The following is an 18,843-nucleotide window of genomic DNA, read 5'->3' as shown; positions in this document are numbered from 1 at the left end:
ATCCACGGCCATCCGTCTAGAACAGGTCTTTGCCCAATGCTGCGAAGCCACCACCTGACCCGCGGTATTTCCAGCCCCTCCCTGGGGGCCGCTGCTGATTTGAGAAGGCCTGGGCTTTGCTGTTAAATAGAGCCCGTGTCGCTGTTGCCTATTTCTTCGGCCAGCGCGCATAGGCTGACACCGCGTACGAAACCACCGCCTCACCTATTTGTTCAGAAGCGAACCGTGCGTGATCAGCTCTTCCTTGTGCTCCCTTCTTAACGTGAGTTAATCAAAATGTTGAAAATCGTCCACCTGCTGACAGGCATTGCAGCTTTGCTGCTGTCCTTGATTCCGAGCCTTAGATCCGACGCAATTCCCTACCTGCAACAACCCGATGCTATTTACCTGGCCCTTTTCGGCCTGCTCAACCTGATCCTCGCCCCAGTTATCCCGTACTGGAACAAAGGCTCGCGCCATCATTTGCAGAATCTGGTCAGTGCACTGCTGGTACTGGTTGTCGTTCTGCAAACCCTCACCCTGCTGGCACCAATGCCAGTCATTGGTGGCCAACCGGCGGTCCTGGTCAGCCTGCTGACCGCTCTGCTCGCCGTGGTCCTGCATCTGGCCATCAGCTTTTACAAGTCCTCACCGGCGGCCTCCGCTGCGCCGACTTATGACATGAGCAACCGCGATACCGGCACCGTGAAGTGGTTCAACACCTCCAAGGGTTTCGGTTTTATCTCCCGGGACTCCGGCGACGATATCTTCGTGCACTTTCGCGCCATTCGCGGAGAAGGCCACCGCGTCCTGGTAGAAGGCCAGCGCGTAGAGTTTTCGGTGATGAACCGCGACAAGGGCCTGCAAGCCGAAGACGTCATCGCTGCCTTGCCGCGCCGCTGATTCGCGCCCACAAAAAAACCGCGCCAAGGCGCGGTTTTTTTATGCCTCAAGGACACCTGCTCTCCCTCAATAATGTGGGGGCGGCGCCTCCTCTTCGAAAGATTCGAACTGCCCGAGCATTTCTTCCTGACGCTTGAGCAAGGCGCTCATCTGCAACTGCAGGCGCTCGACAACCTTCTGTTGCGATACCAGCACATCGTTCAAGGCTTGAATGGTGTCATCCTGGAACGCCAGACGGCTCTCCAGATCGGTTACACGTTCTTCCAGGCTCATGACTCAGTCCTCCAGAAACTGGAAATCATCGGCCAACACCACCCGCAGCCGATCGCGGATCGCCGCAACCTGCTGCGCATTGTAAGGCTCGGCCGGGTGCTTGCCCCATACCGGCGCGGGCCAGGCCGCATCATCGCGTTTACGCACGATCACATGCATATGCAACTGGCTGACCACGTTACCCAGGGTCGCCACATTCATCTTGTCGGCGTCGAAAGAATCCTTGAGCACTTCAGCCAGAGCCGTGGTTTCCTGCCACAACTGCTGCTGGTCGGTGACATCCAGCTGAAACAACTCGCTGATATCTTCTCGACGTGGCACCAGGATGAACCAGGGATAGTTTGCGTCATTGGACAGCAGCAACCGACAGAGGGGGAAATCCCCGATGGGCAATGTGTCTTGGTGCAGCCGTGAATCTAAAGTGAACACCGCGCTTACTCCCGCTCAGCTCATTCCAGCCTGGCGTTCAGTATCAACGACACTGGCCAGGCGACAGACGCGCAGCATACCTGTGAATGCATTGAGCTTCATGATCAATGAGACTGCGCCAGGATAGCGCCCTCTCCCCCCGGCAAGGAGCCAATCTCAATGCAGGAGCCACGCCCCACAGCAGAACACTTTCCAGCCCTTCGCACCATTTGCGCACAACACGCAGAAAATGCGCGAAAAGTGACTGGCCAAGCTATTGATGTTCCTCACCCTACCTGCCCATGACTGTATGAACCGTGCACAGCGTTGCAAAAGTTTTGCACCAGAATCGTACAGGCGGTCTACGCTAAATCCCTCAAGCATCCGCCGTTTACTCACTTTGCAGTGTGCAGCGGTAACGTTTTGGCACGCTGTGCAACTTATTGCACAGTCCTGCACCAGGAAGAGCATCGCGTCAAGCCAAACAAAAAGACGCTTGAAGTGGCGATTTTATGCGGTTTTTACAGGTCGGCATGCCGCCCAGAAGAAAAAAGACGAAGCAAATTCGGTTTGTGCACGCTTGTTGCATTCAACCCGACATCGTCTGCGGCGGATCACCAGAAGTGGCCCGTCACAGACTCATAATAATAGTGGCAGGGTTGCCCCGCGGTGCTTTGTAGAGTGTGTACATGGGGGGCTTAATTCCTCGTGATATTGCTTCGAAGAACACTGCATAAGTTGTTGGTCCGGATACAGACCGACTGCAGAATTGCGACACCGATCGAGCAGTTTGCGACAGGGTCGTAAAGAAGCTGAAAGGATAGATAGGCAAGTATCGCCAACATTGTCAGCGTGATATAAGTTTGCGCCGACACAAAAAGAAAGAGCCGCCCAGATAATAAAACAGGTGGGACGGCAGTACTCTTCTAAAAACCAAAGGAGCAAATCACGATGCGCGTGATGAAGTGGAGCATGATCGCCCTGGCTGTATCAGCAGGCACCTCGCAGTTCGCAATCGCGTCCTCCCAGGACGACGCAAAGGGCTTTATCGAAGACAGCACCCTGACCGCGAAAACCCGTGCGATGTACATGAACCGAGACTATAAGGACGGCGTGGGCAACGTGCGTCGTGGTAACGGCACTTACACCACCGGTACTGACGATAAAACCAGCGGCTACCGTCAAGACACCGGTATCAGCGAGTTGCTCAACTATCAATCCGGCTTCACCCAGGGCACCGTCGGTGTCGGTGTCGATGCCATGGCCATGGGCAGTGTGAAACTCGACGGTGGCTCGGGTCGTGCCGGTAACGGTCTGTTCGCTACCAACGGCTCCGGCGAACCGGAAAACACTCAGTCCAAACTGGGCGCAGCAGCGAAGTTCCGCATCTCCGACACCGTTCTGAAATACGGCAACCAGTTCGTATCCAGCCCGGTCTTCACCACCGACGACGGCCGTCTGCTGCCTGAAGTCGCCACCGGTACCCTGATCACCAGCAACGAGATCAAGGGTCTGGAACTGAGCGCCGGTCGCTTCACCGCTCTGAGCGCGCAAACTGGCATGGGCCGTGACAGCATCAACGGTCGCAGCCGTGTCACCGGCAAGCAAAACCCAGGACTGAGCGCAGCGAACATCGCCGGCTTCACCTACTCGGGTCTTGAGAACTTCATCTTCGCCGTGCACGCTTCCGACGTTGAAGACTACTGGAAGAAGCAGTACGTCAACGTCAACTACACCCTGCCGTTGAGCGACAAACAGTCGCTGAACTTCGACTTCAACGGCTACCGCAGCAAGGACGACGGCAAGAAACTGGCCGGCGATCTGGACAACCGCGTCTGGAGCCTGGCAGCCGCCTATAGCATCGAAGCCCACAAGTTCACCCTGGCCTTCCAGCAGTCCGCTGGTAAAACCGGTTACAACTACGGTGTCGACGGTGGCGGTACCGTTTACGTAGCCAACTCCGTGCAGATCTCCGACTTCGTTGGTGAGGACGAGAAGTCCTGGCAGGCTCGCTACGACCTGAACATGGCCTCCTTCGGCGTACCAGGCCTGAGCTTCATGACCCGCTACATTCGTGGCAGCAACGTTACCGTTGCTGACTCCAACGATGGCAAGGAGCACGAATGGGACGTAGAAGCCAAGTATGTACTGCAAGAAGGCCCGGCCAAGGACCTGTCTTTCCGTCTGCGTAACGCGATCTATCGTGGTACCAACAGCGATTACCGCGCGACCAACTACGACAACCTGAACGACCTGCGCCTGATCGTAGAGTATCCACTGAGCATCTTGTAATTTCAGTGCTCAGCTGAATGCGCTAATACGCAGTTGAAATAAAAGCCGCCGCCCTGAATCAGGTCGGCGGCTTTTTTATGCTCGCAAGAAACTTTGCGGAAAAACCAAAATTAAATAGCAAGCTAACTAAGCAGGCAAACTTAAATAGTTGATGTTCGCTGGCGCGGATTGCAACTTGATAGTTATCAATGGCTGCCCCTGAAAACAAACAAGGGGCTGATAGCCCCTTGTCCTGAACAGCATTAGTTGACCGAACGGCCAAGTCTTGAAATTGACGTACTTACACTGCTGCTTCCTGAACCACTCGAATCACTCGCTGCGGGAAGGGAATATCGATTCCTGCGGCCTTCAAGCGATCTCGGGACAGCTCATTGAACTGGAACATCACATCCCAGTAGTCCGCAGTCTTGACCCAGACCCGCAGCGACAGGGTAATCGCGCTGTCTCCGAGCGTGGACACCACAGCTACCGGTGCAGGATCGGCCAACACTCGCTCGTCTTTCGCCAACTCCAGGAGCACCTCGCGGGCCTTCTGCAGGTCCGCGTCGTAGTCCACACCCACATCGAACACCACCTTGCGGGTCGGCTGTCGGTTGTAGTTGGTGATGATGCCGTTGGACAGGTTGCCGTTAGGCACGATCACCGTCTTGTTGTCACCGGTACGCAGCACGGTGTGGAAGATCTGAATGCTGTCCACGCTACCGCTGATGCCTTGGGCTTCGATGAAGTCGCCAATGCGGAACGGACGGAACAGCAGGATCAGCACCCCGCCGGCGAAGTTCGCCAGGCTGCCTTGCAAGGCCAGGCCGATGGCCAGGCCGGCGGCACCGATCGCAGCGACGAAAGAGGTAGTTTCGACACCAATCATCGAGGCCACGCTGACGATCAGCAGCACTTTGAGAATGATATTGGCCAAGCTGCTGATGAATCCTTGCAACGCCAGGTCGGCATTGCGCAACGCCAACAGCTTGCCCACTTTATGAGTCAGCTTGTTGATCAACCACCAGCCGATAGCCAGGGTGAGTACTGCCAGCAGCACCCGGCTGCCGTATTCCATGATCATGGGAACCCAGGCTTGGGAAGCCCGGACCAGGTTGTCTACTTCAGCGTTCAAATCCATCTATCTCTCCAGATTCCCGGGGTTGCGGCGTGCTTGACTGACCGGCAGAACGACCGGCTCGCCTGGAGCTCAATCGTTTCTGCCATTGCTCCGGCCTCGGACGCCAAAAAGCTCTAGAGGTTCCCGGAGAAGCGGGTCAGTCGCGGAAGTTGTTGAACTGCAACGGCATGCCGAATTCTTTGGCACGCAGAGCGGCAATGGCCTCTTGCAGATCGTCGCGCTTCTTGCCGGTGACCCGTACCTGCTCGCCTTGAATGGCAGCCTGCACTTTGAGCTTGGCATCCTTGATATGAGCGACGATCTTCTTCGCCAACTCTTTATCGATTCCTTCCTTGAGTACGGCCTCCTGCTTCATCACCTTGCCCGAGGCGTAGGCGTCCTTGACCTCCAGACACTGCACATCGATCTTGCGCTTGACCAAGGCCAGCTTGAGGATCTCGATCATGGCCTCGAGCTGGAATTCGGCTTCGGCGGTCAGGTTGACGGCCAACTCCTTTTCCTTGAACTCGAAGCTGCCCTTGCCCTTCAAGTCATAGCGGCGGTCCAGTTCCTTGACGGCGTTTTCCACCGCGTTGGTGACTTCGTGCTTGTCCAGTTCGGATACCACGTCAAACGACGGCATGTAATCTCTCCAAATAAAAAGGGGCGCTGTTCAAAACATCGAACACGCCCGGCTTGCGGTTAAAATCCGCGCTCATTATAACGGGTCTTTCCCCTCCTTCACCGCGCGCCCTCTGCGGGGCTGCCAAACAGAGCGAAAACTTGATGTCCACGACCTGGCATGTTCTCGGCGCCGGCAGCCTCGGCACCTTGTGGGCCACCCGCCTGGCCCGCGCCGGCTTGCCGGTGCGCCTGATCCTGCGCGATCAGACGCGCCTGCAGGCCTATCAGGCGGCGGGCGGCCTGACCCTGGTGGAGCAGGGCCAAAGCAGCCTGCTGGCCATTCCCGGGGAAACCTGCAAGAGCCCCGCCCCCATCCATCGCCTGCTGCTGGCGTGCAAGGCCTACGACGCCGAAGCGGCGGTGGCCAGCATCGCCCCCCGCCTGGCCCAGGGCGCCGAACTGATCCTGCTGCAAAATGGCCTGGGCAGCCAGGACGCGGTGGCCACCAGAGTGCCCCAAGCGCGCTGCATCGCCGCCTCCAGCACCGAAGGCGCATTTCGCGACGGTGACTGGCGAGTGGTCTTCGCTGGCCATGGCTACACCTGGCTTGGCGATTCGGGCCACCCTACCCCGCCGATCTGGCTGGATGAGTTGAGTGCCAGTGGCATCCCCCACGAATGGAGCACCCAGATACTGACCCGACTCTGGCGCAAGCTGGCGCTCAATTGTGCGATCAATCCCTTGACCGTGCTGCACGACTGCCGCAACGGCGGCCTGCAGCAACACCAATGCGAAGTGGCAACCTTGTGCGCCGAGCTGAGCGAGTTGTTGCAATGCTGCGGACAACCCACCGCGGCGCAAAACCTGCAACAGGAGGTGGAACGGGTTATCCAGGCCACCGCCGCCAACTACTCCTCGATGCATCAGGATGTGGCCAGCCAACGGCGGACCGAAATCAGCTATTTACTGGGCTATGCCTGCCAGGCCGCGGCCCGTCACCGCTTGCAGCTGCCTCATCTGCAACAGTTGCAGCAACGCCTGGTGAGCCACCTGCGTCTACGCGGATTGCCCAGCGCCTGAGCAGCGGCTACGCTGCCCACTTGCTCATTTCCAGCGATATAGCCGATGCCATTGCGCCAGCGTCTCGAAAACCTGCCCGTGGGCCAGAAGCTCCTGGCCGCCCTGCTCGTCCTGCTGACCACCGTGCTGCTGGTCGCCAACCTGACCTTTATCAGCGCCGCCTACTGGATATCCCAGGAAAGCATGGCGCCCCAGGCACTGCAGACTATCGGCCGGCTGGTGTCCAATCCGGCCCTGGCGGTACAGGCTCTGAACTCTCCCGAGGATGCGCAAAAGCTGCTCAACGAGCTGGACAGCTACACCCCGCTGCGGGCGGCGGCACTCTATGACGGCAAGGGCATGCGTCTGGCCCAACTGCAACATGGAGAACACCTCAAGCTACCCGAACGCTACCGGCACATCGAAGCCTGGCAACTGACCGAATTTCGCAGCAACCAAGTGATTGCCCTGCCCCGCCCGGGCCAGGCGCCAGGCCATCTGCTGCTGGTGGCCACCAGCGAACTGCCGATGGCGTTCTACACCGGCACCCTCACCGCGAGCCTGGGAATCCTGATTTTCAGCGTGTTGCTATGGCTGATCATCGCCCGGCAGATCAAGCGCCTGATCACCCAGCCCATTCACCAGCTCGAGGTGCTTTCGCGTCAGGTGACTCGCGAGGAGAACTACTCGCTGCGCGCCTCTCGAGGCAACCACGATGAAATCGGCAGCCTGGCGGAAGCCTTCAATACCATGCTGTCGCGTATCGAAGCCCGGGAACAACAGCTCAAGCGTGCCCGGGACGACTCCCAGGCCGCCTACGATCAAGCCCAGGGACTGGCGGAAGAAACCCGCCATACCAACCGCAAGCTGGAATTGGAAGTCCAGGTGCGCAGCAAGATCGAGAAGAAGCTCACCGGTTTCCAGAACTACCTCAACAGCATCATCGACTCCATGCCCTCGGCGCTGATCGCCCTGGACGAGCAGCTGTACGTCACCCAATGGAACCAGGAGGCCAGCGCCCTGTCCGGCACCCGTCTGGACGAAGCCCTCAACCAACCGATCTTCCTCGCCTTCGAACCCCTCAAGCCGTTCCTGCCGCAACTCAAGGAAACCGTCGAGCAACACACCGTCACCAAGGTCGAGCGGGTGACCTGGCTCAAGGATGAGGAGGCCAAGCACTACGCCCTGACTTTCTACCCACTGATGGGCGGCGCCGGACGCGGCGTGGTGATCCGGATCGACGACATCACCCAGCGCCTGTCTCTGGAAGAAATGATGGTGCAATCGGAAAAGATGCTTTCGGTGGGCGGTCTCGCGGCCGGCATGGCCCACGAGATCAACAACCCTTTGGGAGCGATCCTGCACAACGTGCAGAACATTCGCCGCCGGCTATCCCCCGAGCTGCCAAAGAACCTCGAACACGCACAGCAGATCGGTGTCGAACTGCAAACCGTCAATCGCTACCTGGACAGCCGTGAAGTCCCGCTACTGCTGGATGGCATTCAACAAGCCGGGGCCCGGGCGGCAAAAATCGTCACCCACATGCTCAGTTTCAGCCGACGCAGCAATCGGCAGATGGCGCCTTGCGACCTGCCGGCACTGATCGACCAGGCGGTAGAAATCGCCAGCAACGACTTCGACCTGGCCATAGGTTTCGACTTCAAGGGCCAGGCCATCATTCGCCAGTTCGACCCGAATCTGGGCCCGGTCCCGGGCACCGCCAACGAACTGGAGCAGGTGCTGCTCAACCTGCTGAAGAACGCAGCCCAGGCCATTCATCAGCGCGACGACGACAGCGAACCGGGACGCATCACCCTGCGCACCCGACTCAATCCGCCCTGGGCTGAAATCCAGGTGGAAGACAACGGTATCGGCATGAGCGAGAACGTGCGCAAACGCACCTTCGAGCCCTTCTTCACCACCAAGGAGATCGGCCAGGGCACCGGGCTCGGCCTGTCGGTGTCGTACTTCATCATCACCAACAATCACAAGGGACAGATGGAAGTGCAGTCGACCCGGGGCCAAGGCACCTGTTTCACCTTGCGCCTGCCCCTGGCCAGCAGCCAGCCTCTGGTCCAAGAACCGTTACCACTGGAGAACTAAGCATGGGCTTTCGCTTGTCGAAGATTTACACCCGCACCGGCGACAAAGGCGAAACCGGGCTGGGAGACGGCCGTCGAGTGCCCAAGGATCATCCCCGGGTCGAAGCCATAGGCGAGGTCGATACCCTAAACAGCCAGCTGGGACTGCTCCTGGCCGGCCTGAACGAGCAGAGCAGCGCCTGTCCGGGGCTGGAGGAAGTGATCACCGTACTGACGCCGTGTCAGCATCGATTGTTCGACCTTGGCGGCGAACTGGCGATGCCGGTCTATCAGGCACTCAACGAGGCCGAAGTGCAGCGCCTGGAGGCGGCCATCGATGTCTGGAACGAAGAACTGGGGCCCCTGGAGAATTTCATTCTGCCCGGCGGTTCGGCACTGATCGCCCAGGCCCACGTTTGCCGCAGCCTGGCTCGAAGCGCTGAACGTCGCTGCCAGCAGTTGAATGCACTGGAGCCTCTGCAGGGAGTAGGACTGGCCTACATCAACCGCCTGTCGGACTTGCTGTTTGTCGCCGCACGCCTGATTGCCAAACGCCAGGGCATCGCCGAAATCCTCTGGCAGGCCGCCGCCAAACCCACCCCTTCTGCGTAGGAGCCGGCTTGCCGGCGAAAAGGTTTGCAAGCCCTGCATAACGGCCGACGACGCCTTCGCTGGCAAGCCAGCTCCTACATAGACGGCTGCTAGCCAGCGCGGCGACAGAGGATGTCTTCAGTCCTGCGGCCAGAAGGCGCGGATACCGGCAACACCTTGAGCACCGGCTTCCCAGGCTTGCTGACATTCGGCAGGCCCCACGCCCCCCAACAGATACACAGGCCTGTTGAAACCACTGATCAACTGCTGCGCCTGCTCCCAGCCCAGGGGTTGGGCATCGGGATGAGTCTGGGTCGGTTGCACCGGGGACAAGGTCACGAAATCCACATCCATCTGCTGCGCCAGGGACAACTCTTCGGCGTTATGGCAGGAGGCGGCCAGCCAGCGATCCTTGCCAAAAGGCCGTCCGGCGCTGGCGTACTTGCGCAATTGCGCCGCAGTAATGTGCCAGCCGGCAGAGGGGAAATCCCCTAGCCACTCGAACGGCCCCTTGAGCATCAACTGCGCCTTGCCCGCACACAGTCCCACTGCATCCACCGCCAGATCGCGGTACTGCGGATCGTAGCCACCAGGAGCCCGCAACTGAATCAGCTTGCTGCCCTGGGCGATGGCCTTCTGCATGCCACGCAGCAAGGTCGGGGTTTCCAGGCCTTCAGGAGTAATCAGGTAATGAGCGGGTAAACGCGCTGCAGCGACAATCGGTTGATTGGCTGCGGGGAACTCATAATCGGCCAGCTCACGAGGGCTGACCCACGCCAGGGGCTGCCCTTCCGCGCCGTGGGCTTGGCCACTGAACGCCGAGACCTCCCAGACATCCAGCAATACCTGTTTGTCCGGATAGTCGTGCTGCACTTTGATCAGCGGGCGCGCCGTCTGTACGGCGATGCCCAGCTCTTCCTGCAGTTCACGGGCCAGCGCGGTTTCCACCGCTTCTCCGGCTTCGACCTTGCCTCCGGGAAACTCCCACAGGCCACCTTGATGCTGAGTATCGGCACGCCGGGCAATCAGGATCTTGCCGGAGGCATCCCGGATGACGGCCGCAGCCACATGTACTCGTTTCACCGCACTGTTTCCTCTGATCAGGCATTGGGCCTGGCCCTCACGGGCCAGGCGTTGAGATGTGCGCTTCGCCGGCAGGCCGGTTCCTACAGGGGGTGGAGCGGCGTGCCGGAGAGGTTCTTAAGTGCGGTATTCCGCGTTGATCTTCACGTATTCGTGAGACAGATCAGTGGTCCAGATTGTTTCGCTGCACGCACCACGACCCAGTTCGATGCGGATGGTGATTTCTTCCTGCTGCATCACTGCCGCGCCCTGGGCCTCGGTGTAGCTGGCAGCCCGCGCGCCGCGGCTGGCAATGCAGACCTCACCGAGGAACACATCGATCTTGCTGACATCCAGATCCGGTACACCGGCACGGCCTACAGCGGCGAGGATGCGGCCCCAGTTCGGGTCGGAGGCGAACAGAGCCGTCTTGATCAGCGGCGAGTGAGCCACGGTGTAGCCCACATCCAGGCATTCCTGGTGAGTGCCACCGCCGTTGACTTCAACGGTGACAAACTTGGTTGCGCCTTCGCCGTCACGGACGATGGCCTGGGCCACTTCCATGCAAACCTCGAACACCGCCTGCTTCAGGGCAGCGAACAGCGGCCCTTCGGCCTGGGTGATTTCCGGCAGCTTGGCCTGACCGGTGGCGATCAGCATGCAGCAATCGTTGGTGGATGTATCACCGTCGATGGTGATGCGGTTGAAAGACTTGTTGGCACCGTCCAGCAACAGGTTCTGCAGCACTTCTCGAGAGACTTTGGCATCGGTGGCGATGTAGCCGAGCATGGTGGCCATGTTCGGACGGATCATCCCGGCCCCCTTGCTGATACCGGTCACGGTGATGGTCACGCCATCGTGCTGGAACTGACGGCTGGCGCCCTTGGGCAGGGTATCGGTGGTCATGATCCCGGTGGCCGCGGCCGCCCAGTTGTCCACGGACAGGTCATCCAGCGCAGCTTGCAGAGCGCCCTCAATTTTCTCTACCGGCAGCGGCTCGCCAATCACGCCAGTGGAATACGGCAGCACAGCGCTGGCATCGACGCCGGTCAGTTCCGCCAGCTTGGCGCAAGTGCGGGTGGCAGCAGCCAGGCCAGGCTCGCCGGTACCGGCGTTGGCATTACCGGTGTTGGTCAGCAGATAACGCACCGGCCCCTGCACACGTTGCTTGGCCAGGATCACCGGCGCGGCGCAGAACGCATTGAGAGTGAACACCCCGGCCACGGTGGAACCTTCGGCACAGCGCATGACCACCACATCCTTGCGCCCGGGGCGCTTGATGCCGGCCGAAGCGATACCGAGCTCGAAACCGGCAACCGGGTGCAACGTAGGCAAAGGACCAAGACCAACAGCCATGAATGCGCTCCTCTTATCAGGTGTCTGCACCGTCGTCTCAAAAGACGGTGTTGCAAATGGAAAAACGCCGCGACGGCGGATGCCGTCACGGCGCGGGTGTTTCAGTGTCTGGCGAGGATCTTAGTTGATCTGGCCGTGACAGTGTTTGTACTTCTTGCCCGAACCGCAGTAGCACAGTTCGTTGCGGCCCAGTTTCTGCTCGTTGCGCACCGGTGCGGTGGCCAGGGCGACATCGACATCAACCCCTTCTTCCAGCGCTTGCGGCTGATCCAGACCCGGAGCCTCGGCGTGTTCGAACTGCAAGCGCTGGGCCAGTGCCTCGGCTTCCTGACGCAGGCGCGCCTCTTCCTCGGCCGGATCTTCGCGACGGACCTGCACATGGGACAGGACCCGGATCGAATCGCGCTTGATGGAATCCAGCAACTCGGAGAACAGGGTGAAGGACTCGCGCTTGTACTCCTGCTTCGGGTTCTTCTGCGCATAACCGCGCAGGTGAATACCGTGGCGCAGGTGGTCCATGGTGGACAGGTGGTCTTTCCACAAGTCATCCAGTACCCGCAGGACGATCTGCTTCTCGAAAGAACGCAGCGCTTCGGCACCGGCCTGGTCTTCTTTCTCGTTGTACGCGGCAATCAACTCGTTGAGCAGCTTCTCGCGCAGGGTTTCTTCGTACAGGTGATCGTCTTCGTCGAGCCATTGCTGGATCGGCAGGCTTACGCCGAAACCGCTCTGGATCGACTCTTCCAGACCGGCCACGTCCCACTGCTCGGGCAGCGATTGCGGCGGAATATGCGCGCTGACGGTGGCGTTGAGCACGTCCTGGCGGAAATCGGCGATGGTTTCACCAATGTTGTCCGCCGCCAACAAGGTGTTGCGCATGTGATAGATCACTTTACGCTGCTCGTTGTTGACGTCGTCGAACTCCAGCAATTGCTTGCGGATGTCGAAGTTGCGGCCTTCCACCTTGCGCTGGGCCTTCTCGATGGCGTTGGTCACCATGCGGTGCTCGATCGCCTCGCCGGACTGCATGCCCAATGCCTTCATGAAGTTCTTCACCCGGTCAGAGGCAAAGATACGCATCAGGCTGTCTTCCAGGGACAGGTAGAAGCGACTGGAACCGGCATCCCCCTGACGACCGGCACGACCACGCAGCTGGTTGTCGATACGGCGCGATTCGTGACGCTCGGAAGCGATTACCTGCAGACCACCGGACTCCAGCACTTGCTGGTGACGCTTCTGCCAGTCGGCCTTGATCTGGGCGATCTGCTCCGGGGTCGGGTTCTCCAGGGAGGCGACCTCCACTTCCCAGTTGCCGCCAAGCAGGATGTCGGTACCACGACCGGCCATGTTGGTGGCGATGGTCAAGGCTCCCGGGCGACCGGCCTGGGCGATGATTTCCGCTTCCTTCTCGTGGAACTTGGCATTCAGGACCTTGTGCTCGATGCCTTCCTTGTTGAGCAGGTTGGACATGTGCTCGGAAGTTTCGATGGTCGCGGTACCCACCAGCACCGGACGGCCCTGGGTCATGCATTCCTTGATGTCGTTGATGATCGCGGCGTATTTCTCGTCCGCGGTCAGGAACACCAGGTCGTTGTAGTCCTTACGAGCCAGCGGCTTGTTCGGCGGAATCACCATCACCTGCAGGCCGTAGATCTGATGGAACTCGAAGGCTTCGGTGTCGGCGGTACCGGTCATGCCGGACAGCTTGGTGTACAGACGGAAGTAGTTCTGGAAAGTGGTCGAGGCCAGGGTCTGGCTCTCGGCCTGGATATTGAGATGTTCCTTGGCTTCGATGGCCTGGTGCAGACCTTCGGACAAGCGACGACCGGGCATGGTACGGCCGGTGTGCTCGTCCACCAGGACTACCTGGCCATCCTGGACGATGTATTCGACGTTGCGGTTGAACAGTTTGTGGGCACGCAGGCCGGCGTAAACGTGGGTCAACAGGCCCAGGTTATGCGCCGAGTACAGGCTTTCGCCTTCAGCCAGCAGGCCGACCTGAGTCAGCATTTCTTCGATGAACTGGTGACCGGCCTCGTTGAGCTCGACCTGACGGGTCTTCTCGTCGACAGTGAAGTGGCCGGCCTTGGTGACCTGGCCTTCCACTTCCTCGATGTGCTGCTCGAGACGCGGGATCAGCTTGTTGATTTCGGTGTACAGGCGGGAACTGTCTTCAGCCTGACCGGAAATGATCAATGGGGTACGGGCTTCGTCGATGAGGATCGAGTCGACTTCGTCGATCACGGCAAAATTGAGCTCGCGCTGGAACTTGTCTTCCATACTGAAAGCCATGTTGTCGCGCAGGTAATCGAAACCGAACTCGTTGTTGGTGCCGTAGGTGATGTCGGCGGCGTAGGCGGCACGCTTCTCTTCAGGCGGTTGGAACGGCGTGACCACGCCGACGCTCAGGCCGAGGAACTCGTACAGCGGACGCATCCAGTTGGCGTCACGACGTGCCAGGTAATCGTTCACCGTCACAACGTGCACACCCTTGCCGGACAGTGCATTGAGGTACACACCCAGGGTGGCTACCAGGGTCTTGCCCTCACCGGTGCGCATCTCGGCGATCTTGCCTTCATGCAAGGTCATGCCACCGATCAGTTGCACGTCGAAGTGACGCATACCCATGATGCGCTTACCGGCTTCACGGGCAACCGCGAAGGCTTCGGGAAGCAGTTTGTCGAGGGTTTCACCCTTGGCGATACGGGCCTTGAACTCGGCAGTCTTGGCACGCAATTGATCGTCCGAAAGGGCCACCATTTGCTCTTCGAAGGCATTGACGATCTGTACCGTCTTGAGCATGCGTTTGACTTCACGCTCGTTCTTGCTTCCAAAAAGTTTCTTTAACAAAGGCGCAAACATATCGGCAGGATCTTCCACACATAGGGTTGGAGGGCGGCCCCGTGAGTCGCCCGAGCAGCCCTCATGGCCGCATGCGAACGAGCATTCTACCCGGAAACGATGGTGAGGAAAGTGGCGTTATTCCACGATGCTGGCACAGCGCTGTGACGGGGCTCACCTAAAATAAGGGCTTTTTGCCGAACTTCAAGCCCATTGACTACAGAACTTAATGATTACGATCAGCAAAGCGCCAGAAAGTAGTCAAAGTACGAAAAAGCAATGAGCCCGGTGCCCCGGGTGCTTTCTGCTACCATGGCGCCTCTGTAACTTCAGGTTTCTGATCATGGCATTTCGCCCCCTTACGGCACGCGCGCCCGCCGTTCTTCTTCGCGAAGCCAAGCCACTCAAAGCCATACTCGGCCACGCCCAGCGCCTGGCGCATTTGCAGCGCCTGCTGGAGAGCCAGTTGCAACCGGCAGCTCGCGAACATTGCCACGTCGCCTCCTGGCGAGAAGGCAGCTTGCTGCTGATCGTCACCGATGGCCACTGGGCTACGCGTCTGCGCTATCAGCAAAAACGCCTGCAACGCCAACTGCTGGAGTTCAACGAGTTCAGCAACCTCACGCGCATCCTGTTCAAGGTCCAGCCACCGACGGTCCAACAGGGCGCAGCGGGGCACACAATGGATCTGTCGAACAACGCCGCGGCAACTATCCAGGCCACAGCCGAAGGCATCACCGATCCCAATCTGCGCGCCGCCCTGGAGCGCCTGGCCAGCCACGCCAAACCACGGGGCTGAGCCAGACACCAGGCCTCAGCGCCGCTTGCTGCCGCCCAGCAACGACCCCATCAGGCCCCTGACCAATTGCCGACCCAACTGATTGGCCGCCTGACGCATGGCCGACTTCAATGCCTGCCCGGCGGCGGTGCCGAGAAATTCACCCGCCCGATCAGCCAGGCTCGGCTCTTCAGCGGCGGGCTTGTCGGGCGTCGCCTGCGCGTCAGGCGCCAGGTCCTTGCGCCCCATCAGCACCTCATAGGCAGACTCGCGATCGATAGGTTTGTCATAACGACCCTGTAACGGCGAACTGGCGATCAGAGCCTTGCGCTCGGCCTCGGTCAACGGCCCGATTCGCGATTGCGGTGGTGCCACCAGCACGCGCTGGACCATTTCCGGCGTCCCCTTGTCTTGCAGGGTCCCTACCAACGCCTCGCCGATGCCCAGCTCAGTGAGCACCGCCAGCGCGTCAAAGGCCGGGTTGGGACGGAAACCATCGGCCACAGCCCGCAACGACTTCTGCTCCTTGGCGGTGAATGCCCGCAAGCCATGCTGAATACGCAGCCCCAGTTGAGCCAGTACATCGTCCGGCAGATCCCCTGGCGATTGGGTGACGAAATACACCCCCACACCCTTGGAGCGAATCAGCCGCACCACCTGCTCCAATCGATCCTGCAGAGCCTTGGGAGTGCCCGCGAACAGCAAGTGGGCTTCATCGAAAAACAGCGCCAGCACAGGTTTGTCCGCATCACCGCGCTCCGGCAATTGCTCGAACAATTCAGCCAGCAGCCATAAAAGGAAGGTCGCATAGACTTTCGGCGCTTCGTGCACCAGACGACTGGCGTCCAACAGATGAATACGTCCACGACCATCGGCAGCCGGTTGCAGAATGTCTTCCAGTTGCAACGCGGGCTCACCGAACAGAGCTTCCGCTCCCTGCTGTTCCAGGGTCGCCAGTCGCCGCAACAGCGCCTGACTGGAACCGGTGGTCATCAACGCCGCGTCATCTCCCAGCAGTTCAGGGTTGTCCTTGAGGTGATTGAGCAGCGCCTTGAGATCCTTCAAGTCCAGCAACAACAGCCCTTCACGGTCCGCCACCTTGAACGCCGCATACAACGCCGACTGCTGACTGTCGGTGAGTTCAAGCAGGCTGCCCAGCAACAGCGGCCCCATTTCGCTCAAGGTGGTGCGCAAGGGATGACCGGACTGGCCGTGGATATCCCACAGCGTTACCGGATACGCCTGAGGCTTATGTTCAAGCCATGGCATACCGGCGATCCGTTCGGCGATCTTGCCTTGTGGATTGCCCGCAGCCCCCAGCCCACACAGATCGCCTTTGACATCCGCGGCGAACACCGCCACCCCGGCGTCACTGAAGGCCTCCGCCAGGCGCTGCAAGGTCACGGTCTTGCCAGTACCGGTGGCGCCCGCCACCAGACCATGGCGGTTGGCCAGGCGCATGGCCTGAGCGATCGGCTGACCACCAAGGTCGGCACCGATAACGAGTTGCGATGAGTCAGGCATTTTGTCACCCCTGGTTAATCTTTGGCCTTACACGGTCGATATGAAGAAATGATGGATCAGAAGTATCTGAAATAAAGGTCAGGTAATTCCTTTGGGATAGATGGAGATATCAGCTTACTTATAACACCGCCCATTTTGCGCGCTTTTCCAACCCGATGCCCTGGACTCAAAGACCTTAGCGGACACACCAAGCCATGAACAAAAATCTGCGCTTCAGCCACAAGATCCTGCTTGCCGCCTCGCTGATCGTCATAGCTGCATTTGCGCTATTCACGCTCTACAACGATTACCTGCAACGCAACGCCATTCGTGATGATCTGGACAACTATCTTCAGGAAATGGGCGACGTTACGGCAAAAAATATTCAGACCTGGCTCGCCGGCCGCGCCTTGCTGATCGAGAACATCTCGCAATCGGTGGCTCTCAACCCCGACCCGACCAATGTCAGCAACCTGCTGGAACAGAAGTCCGTGAGCTCAACCTTCATGGGGGCTTACCTGGGCAACAAGGACGGCACCTTCATCATCCGCCCGGACAGCAAGATGCCCAACGGCTACGACCCTCGCGCACGCCCCTGGTACAAAAGTGCCGAGAGCACCAATGGCTCGGCCCTGACCGAACCCTATATCGACCTGGCCTCCGGCCAACTGGTGATCTCGATTGTCGACAGCGTGCTCAAGGCCGGCCAGCGGATTGGGGTAGTGGGCGGCGACCTGAGCCTGCAGGTGATTGCCGACAGCATCAATGCCCTGGACTTCGACGGCATGGGCTACGCCTTCCTGATCAGCGCCGACGGCAAGATCCTGGTGCACCCGGACAAGAACCTGGTGATGAAGAATCTCAAGGACGTCTATCCCCAGGACACCCCGCGCATCAGCAGCGACCTCAGTGAGATCAGCGTCGACGGCAAAACCCGTATCGTCACCTTCACCCCGATCAAGGGCCTGTCTTCGGTGAACTGGTACATCGGCCTGTCGGTGGACAAGGACAAGGCTTTCGCCATGCTCAGCGAATTTCGCACCTCCGCCCTGATCGCCACCCTGACCGCTGTGGCCCTGACCATCGCCCTTTTGGGCCTGCTGATACGCCTGCTGATGCAGCCCCTGCACGTGATGACCCGTGCCATGCAAGACATCGCCGATGGCGAAGGCGACCTGACCCGCCGCCTGAACATCCACAATCAGGACGAATTCGGCATCCTCGGTACAGCCTTCAACCGCTTTGTCGAACGTATCCACGGCTCGATCCGCGAAGTGTCCTCGGCCACCGAACATGTCAACGAAGTAGCCCTGCGGGTGGTCAGCGCCTCCAACTCATCGATGCTCAACTCCGATGAGCAGGCCAGTCGCACCAACAGTGTCGCCGCGGCCATCAATCAACTGGGCGCCGCGGCCCAGGAAATCGCCCGCAATGCCGCCCAGGCCTCGCAGCAGGCCAGCGACGCCCGCAACCTGGCGGAAGACGGCCAGCAGGTGGTGGATCGCAGCATCCAGGCGATGAACCAGCTGTCAGACATGATCAGCGCCTCCAGCAGCAACATCGAGACCCTGAACAGCAAGACCGTGAACATCGGGCAGATTCTCGAAGTCATCACCAGCATCTCCCAACAGACCAACCTGCTGGCACTCAACGCCGCCATTGAAGCGGCCCGTGCAGGTGAAGCCGGCCGCGGATTTGCCGTGGTTGCCGACGAAGTGCGCAACCTGGCGCACCGCACCCAAGAGTCGGCGCAGCAGGTGCAAACCATGATCGAAGAACTGCAAGTGGGCGCCCGCGAGTCGGTGAGCACCATGAGCAATAGCCAGCGTCACAGCCAGGACAGCGTGGAGATCGCCAACCAGGCTGGAGAACGGCTGAACAGCGTGACCCAGCGCATCGGTGAAATCGACGGCATGAACCAGTCGGTGGCCACCGCCACCGAGGAACAGACCTCGGTGGTGGAGTCCATCAATATGGACATCACCGAAATCAAT

At 59.6% G+C, this 18,843-nt stretch carries 15 protein-coding genes and 1 pseudogene; 8 read left to right on the top strand and 8 right to left on the bottom strand.

Annotated features, from left to right (window positions below):
• Positions 1-276 precede the first annotated feature (276 nt).
• Positions 277-882: a cold-shock protein gene (locus tag BLX41_RS37120; protein WP_123726117.1), complete on the top strand. Its 606-nt coding sequence runs from the start codon at positions 277-279 to the stop codon at positions 880-882.
• Between the two features lie 66 nt (positions 883-948).
• Here the strand turns inward: BLX41_RS37120 and BLX41_RS18905 are convergent, their stop codons facing one another.
• Together BLX41_RS18905 and BLX41_RS18900 are read right to left on the bottom strand one after the other, a co-directional pair.
• The gene (locus BLX41_RS18905) at positions 949-1,155 is read right to left on the bottom strand and encodes a SlyX family protein (RefSeq protein WP_123726116.1); all 207 of its coding nucleotides are present in this window, start codon (positions 1,153-1,155) and stop codon (positions 949-951) included.
• Positions 1,156-1,158: 3 nt separating this feature from the next.
• Positions 1,159-1,584: an HIT domain-containing protein gene (locus BLX41_RS18900; protein WP_123726115.1), complete on the bottom strand. Its 426-nt coding sequence runs from the start codon at positions 1,582-1,584 to the stop codon at positions 1,159-1,161.
• Between the two features lie 930 nt (positions 1,585-2,514).
• On the opposite strand from BLX41_RS18900, the gene BLX41_RS18895 reads away from it, so the two are divergent.
• Positions 2,515-3,855, top strand: coding sequence for an OprD family porin (locus tag BLX41_RS18895; RefSeq protein ID WP_123726114.1), 1,341 nt, complete (start codon positions 2,515-2,517; stop codon positions 3,853-3,855).
• 280 nt (positions 3,856-4,135) lie between these two features.
• On the opposite strand, the gene BLX41_RS18890 is transcribed toward BLX41_RS18895, so the two are convergent.
• Positions 4,136-4,975: a mechanosensitive ion channel family protein gene (locus BLX41_RS18890; protein WP_123726113.1), complete on the bottom strand. Its 840-nt coding sequence runs from the start codon at positions 4,973-4,975 to the stop codon at positions 4,136-4,138.
• A 136-nt stretch (positions 4,976-5,111) separates the two neighbouring features.
• Positions 5,112-5,597, bottom strand: coding sequence for a YajQ family cyclic di-GMP-binding protein (locus BLX41_RS18885; RefSeq protein ID WP_123726112.1), 486 nt, complete (start codon positions 5,595-5,597; stop codon positions 5,112-5,114).
• Positions 5,598-5,740: 143 nt separating this feature from the next.
• On the opposite strand from BLX41_RS18885, the gene BLX41_RS18880 reads away from it, so the two are divergent.
• Genes BLX41_RS18880 through BLX41_RS18870 form a run of 3 tightly spaced genes read left to right on the top strand, consistent with a single transcriptional unit; the run spans position 5,741 to position 9,330 of the window.
• On the top strand, positions 5,741-6,658 hold the full coding sequence (locus BLX41_RS18880) for a putative 2-dehydropantoate 2-reductase (RefSeq protein ID WP_123726111.1): 918 nt from the start codon (positions 5,741-5,743) through the stop codon (positions 6,656-6,658).
• A gap of 45 nt (positions 6,659-6,703) precedes the next feature.
• Complete coding sequence (locus BLX41_RS18875) at positions 6,704-8,740, top strand: sensor histidine kinase (protein WP_123726110.1); 2,037 nt, start codon at positions 6,704-6,706, stop codon at positions 8,738-8,740.
• A gap of 2 nt (positions 8,741-8,742) precedes the next feature.
• On the top strand, positions 8,743-9,330 hold the full coding sequence (locus tag BLX41_RS18870; RefSeq protein ID WP_123726109.1) for a cob(I)yrinic acid a,c-diamide adenosyltransferase: 588 nt from the start codon (positions 8,743-8,745) through the stop codon (positions 9,328-9,330).
• Between the two features lie 117 nt (positions 9,331-9,447).
• Here the strand turns inward: BLX41_RS18870 and BLX41_RS18865 are convergent, their stop codons facing one another.
• The 3 genes from BLX41_RS18865 to secA form a co-directional block, all read right to left on the bottom strand.
• Positions 9,448-10,392, bottom strand: a complete 945-nt coding sequence (locus BLX41_RS18865; protein WP_123726108.1) for a Nudix family hydrolase — start codon at positions 10,390-10,392, stop codon at positions 9,448-9,450.
• A 117-nt stretch (positions 10,393-10,509) separates the two neighbouring features.
• Entirely contained in the window at positions 10,510-11,727 is a 1,218-nt protein-coding gene (gene argJ / locus BLX41_RS18860; RefSeq protein ID WP_123726107.1) for a bifunctional glutamate N-acetyltransferase/amino-acid acetyltransferase ArgJ, read from the bottom strand.
• Positions 11,728-11,847: 120 nt separating this feature from the next.
• Positions 11,848-14,589: a preprotein translocase subunit SecA gene (secA, locus tag BLX41_RS18855; protein WP_123726106.1), complete on the bottom strand. Its 2,742-nt coding sequence runs from the start codon at positions 14,587-14,589 to the stop codon at positions 11,848-11,850.
• A 322-nt stretch (positions 14,590-14,911) separates the two neighbouring features.
• Between secA and BLX41_RS18850 the strand changes: the two genes are divergently transcribed.
• A complete protein-coding gene (locus tag BLX41_RS18850; RefSeq protein ID WP_123726105.1) occupies positions 14,912-15,367 on the top strand; it encodes a DUF721 domain-containing protein in 456 nt (151 codons plus the stop codon).
• A 15-nt stretch (positions 15,368-15,382) separates the two neighbouring features.
• Here BLX41_RS18850 and BLX41_RS18845 read toward each other — a convergent pair whose 3' ends face one another.
• A complete protein-coding gene (locus tag BLX41_RS18845; protein ID WP_123726104.1) occupies positions 15,383-16,870 on the bottom strand; it encodes a helicase HerA-like domain-containing protein in 1,488 nt (495 codons plus the stop codon).
• A gap of 194 nt (positions 16,871-17,064) precedes the next feature.
• Between BLX41_RS18845 and BLX41_RS37380 the strand changes: the two are divergent.
• Both BLX41_RS37380 and BLX41_RS37375 read left to right on the top strand, forming a co-directional pair.
• A pseudogene (locus tag BLX41_RS37380) lies at positions 17,065-18,048 on the top strand (cache domain-containing protein); the annotation flags it as partial.
• Positions 18,049-18,189: 141 nt separating this feature from the next.
• Positions 18,190-18,843, top strand: a 654-nt coding sequence (locus BLX41_RS37375) for a methyl-accepting chemotaxis protein (protein WP_404942779.1), incomplete at its 3' end; no start/stop codon positions are given.

Origin of the sequence: Pseudomonas protegens (assembly GCF_003732485.1) — a bacterium.
Lineage (GTDB): Bacteria > Pseudomonadota > Gammaproteobacteria > Pseudomonadales > Pseudomonadaceae > Aquipseudomonas > Aquipseudomonas protegens_B.
This window is presented reverse-complemented; position numbering and strand designations above follow the sequence as displayed.

Excerpts from the sequence above, each read along its gene's own strand:
- BLX41_RS18905 (WP_123726116.1), bottom strand. The coding sequence starts at position 1,155 with ATGAGCCTGGAAGAACGTGTAACCGATCTGGAGAGCCGTCTGGCGTTC.
- BLX41_RS18875 (WP_123726110.1), top strand. The coding sequence starts at position 6,704 with ATGCCATTGCGCCAGCGTCTCGAAAACCTGCCCGTGGGCCAGAAGCTC.
- BLX41_RS18870 (WP_123726109.1), top strand. The coding sequence starts at position 8,743 with ATGGGCTTTCGCTTGTCGAAGATTTACACCCGCACCGGCGACAAAGGC.
- BLX41_RS18890 (WP_123726113.1), bottom strand. The coding sequence starts at position 4,975 with ATGGATTTGAACGCTGAAGTAGACAACCTGGTCCGGGCTTCCCAAGCC.
- argJ (WP_123726107.1), bottom strand. The coding sequence starts at position 11,727 with ATGGCTGTTGGTCTTGGTCCTTTGCCTACGTTGCACCCGGTTGCCGGT.
- BLX41_RS18885 (WP_123726112.1), bottom strand. The coding sequence starts at position 5,597 with ATGCCGTCGTTTGACGTGGTATCCGAACTGGACAAGCACGAAGTCACC.
- secA (WP_123726106.1), bottom strand. The coding sequence starts at position 14,589 with ATGTTTGCGCCTTTGTTAAAGAAACTTTTTGGAAGCAAGAACGAGCGT.
- BLX41_RS37120 (WP_123726117.1), top strand. The coding sequence starts at position 277 with ATGTTGAAAATCGTCCACCTGCTGACAGGCATTGCAGCTTTGCTGCTG.
- BLX41_RS18895 (WP_123726114.1), top strand. The coding sequence starts at position 2,515 with ATGCGCGTGATGAAGTGGAGCATGATCGCCCTGGCTGTATCAGCAGGC.
- BLX41_RS18845 (WP_123726104.1), bottom strand. The coding sequence starts at position 16,870 with ATGCCTGACTCATCGCAACTCGTTATCGGTGCCGACCTTGGTGGTCAG.
- BLX41_RS18850 (WP_123726105.1), top strand. The coding sequence starts at position 14,912 with ATGGCATTTCGCCCCCTTACGGCACGCGCGCCCGCCGTTCTTCTTCGC.
- BLX41_RS18880 (WP_123726111.1), top strand. The coding sequence starts at position 5,741 with ATGTCCACGACCTGGCATGTTCTCGGCGCCGGCAGCCTCGGCACCTTG.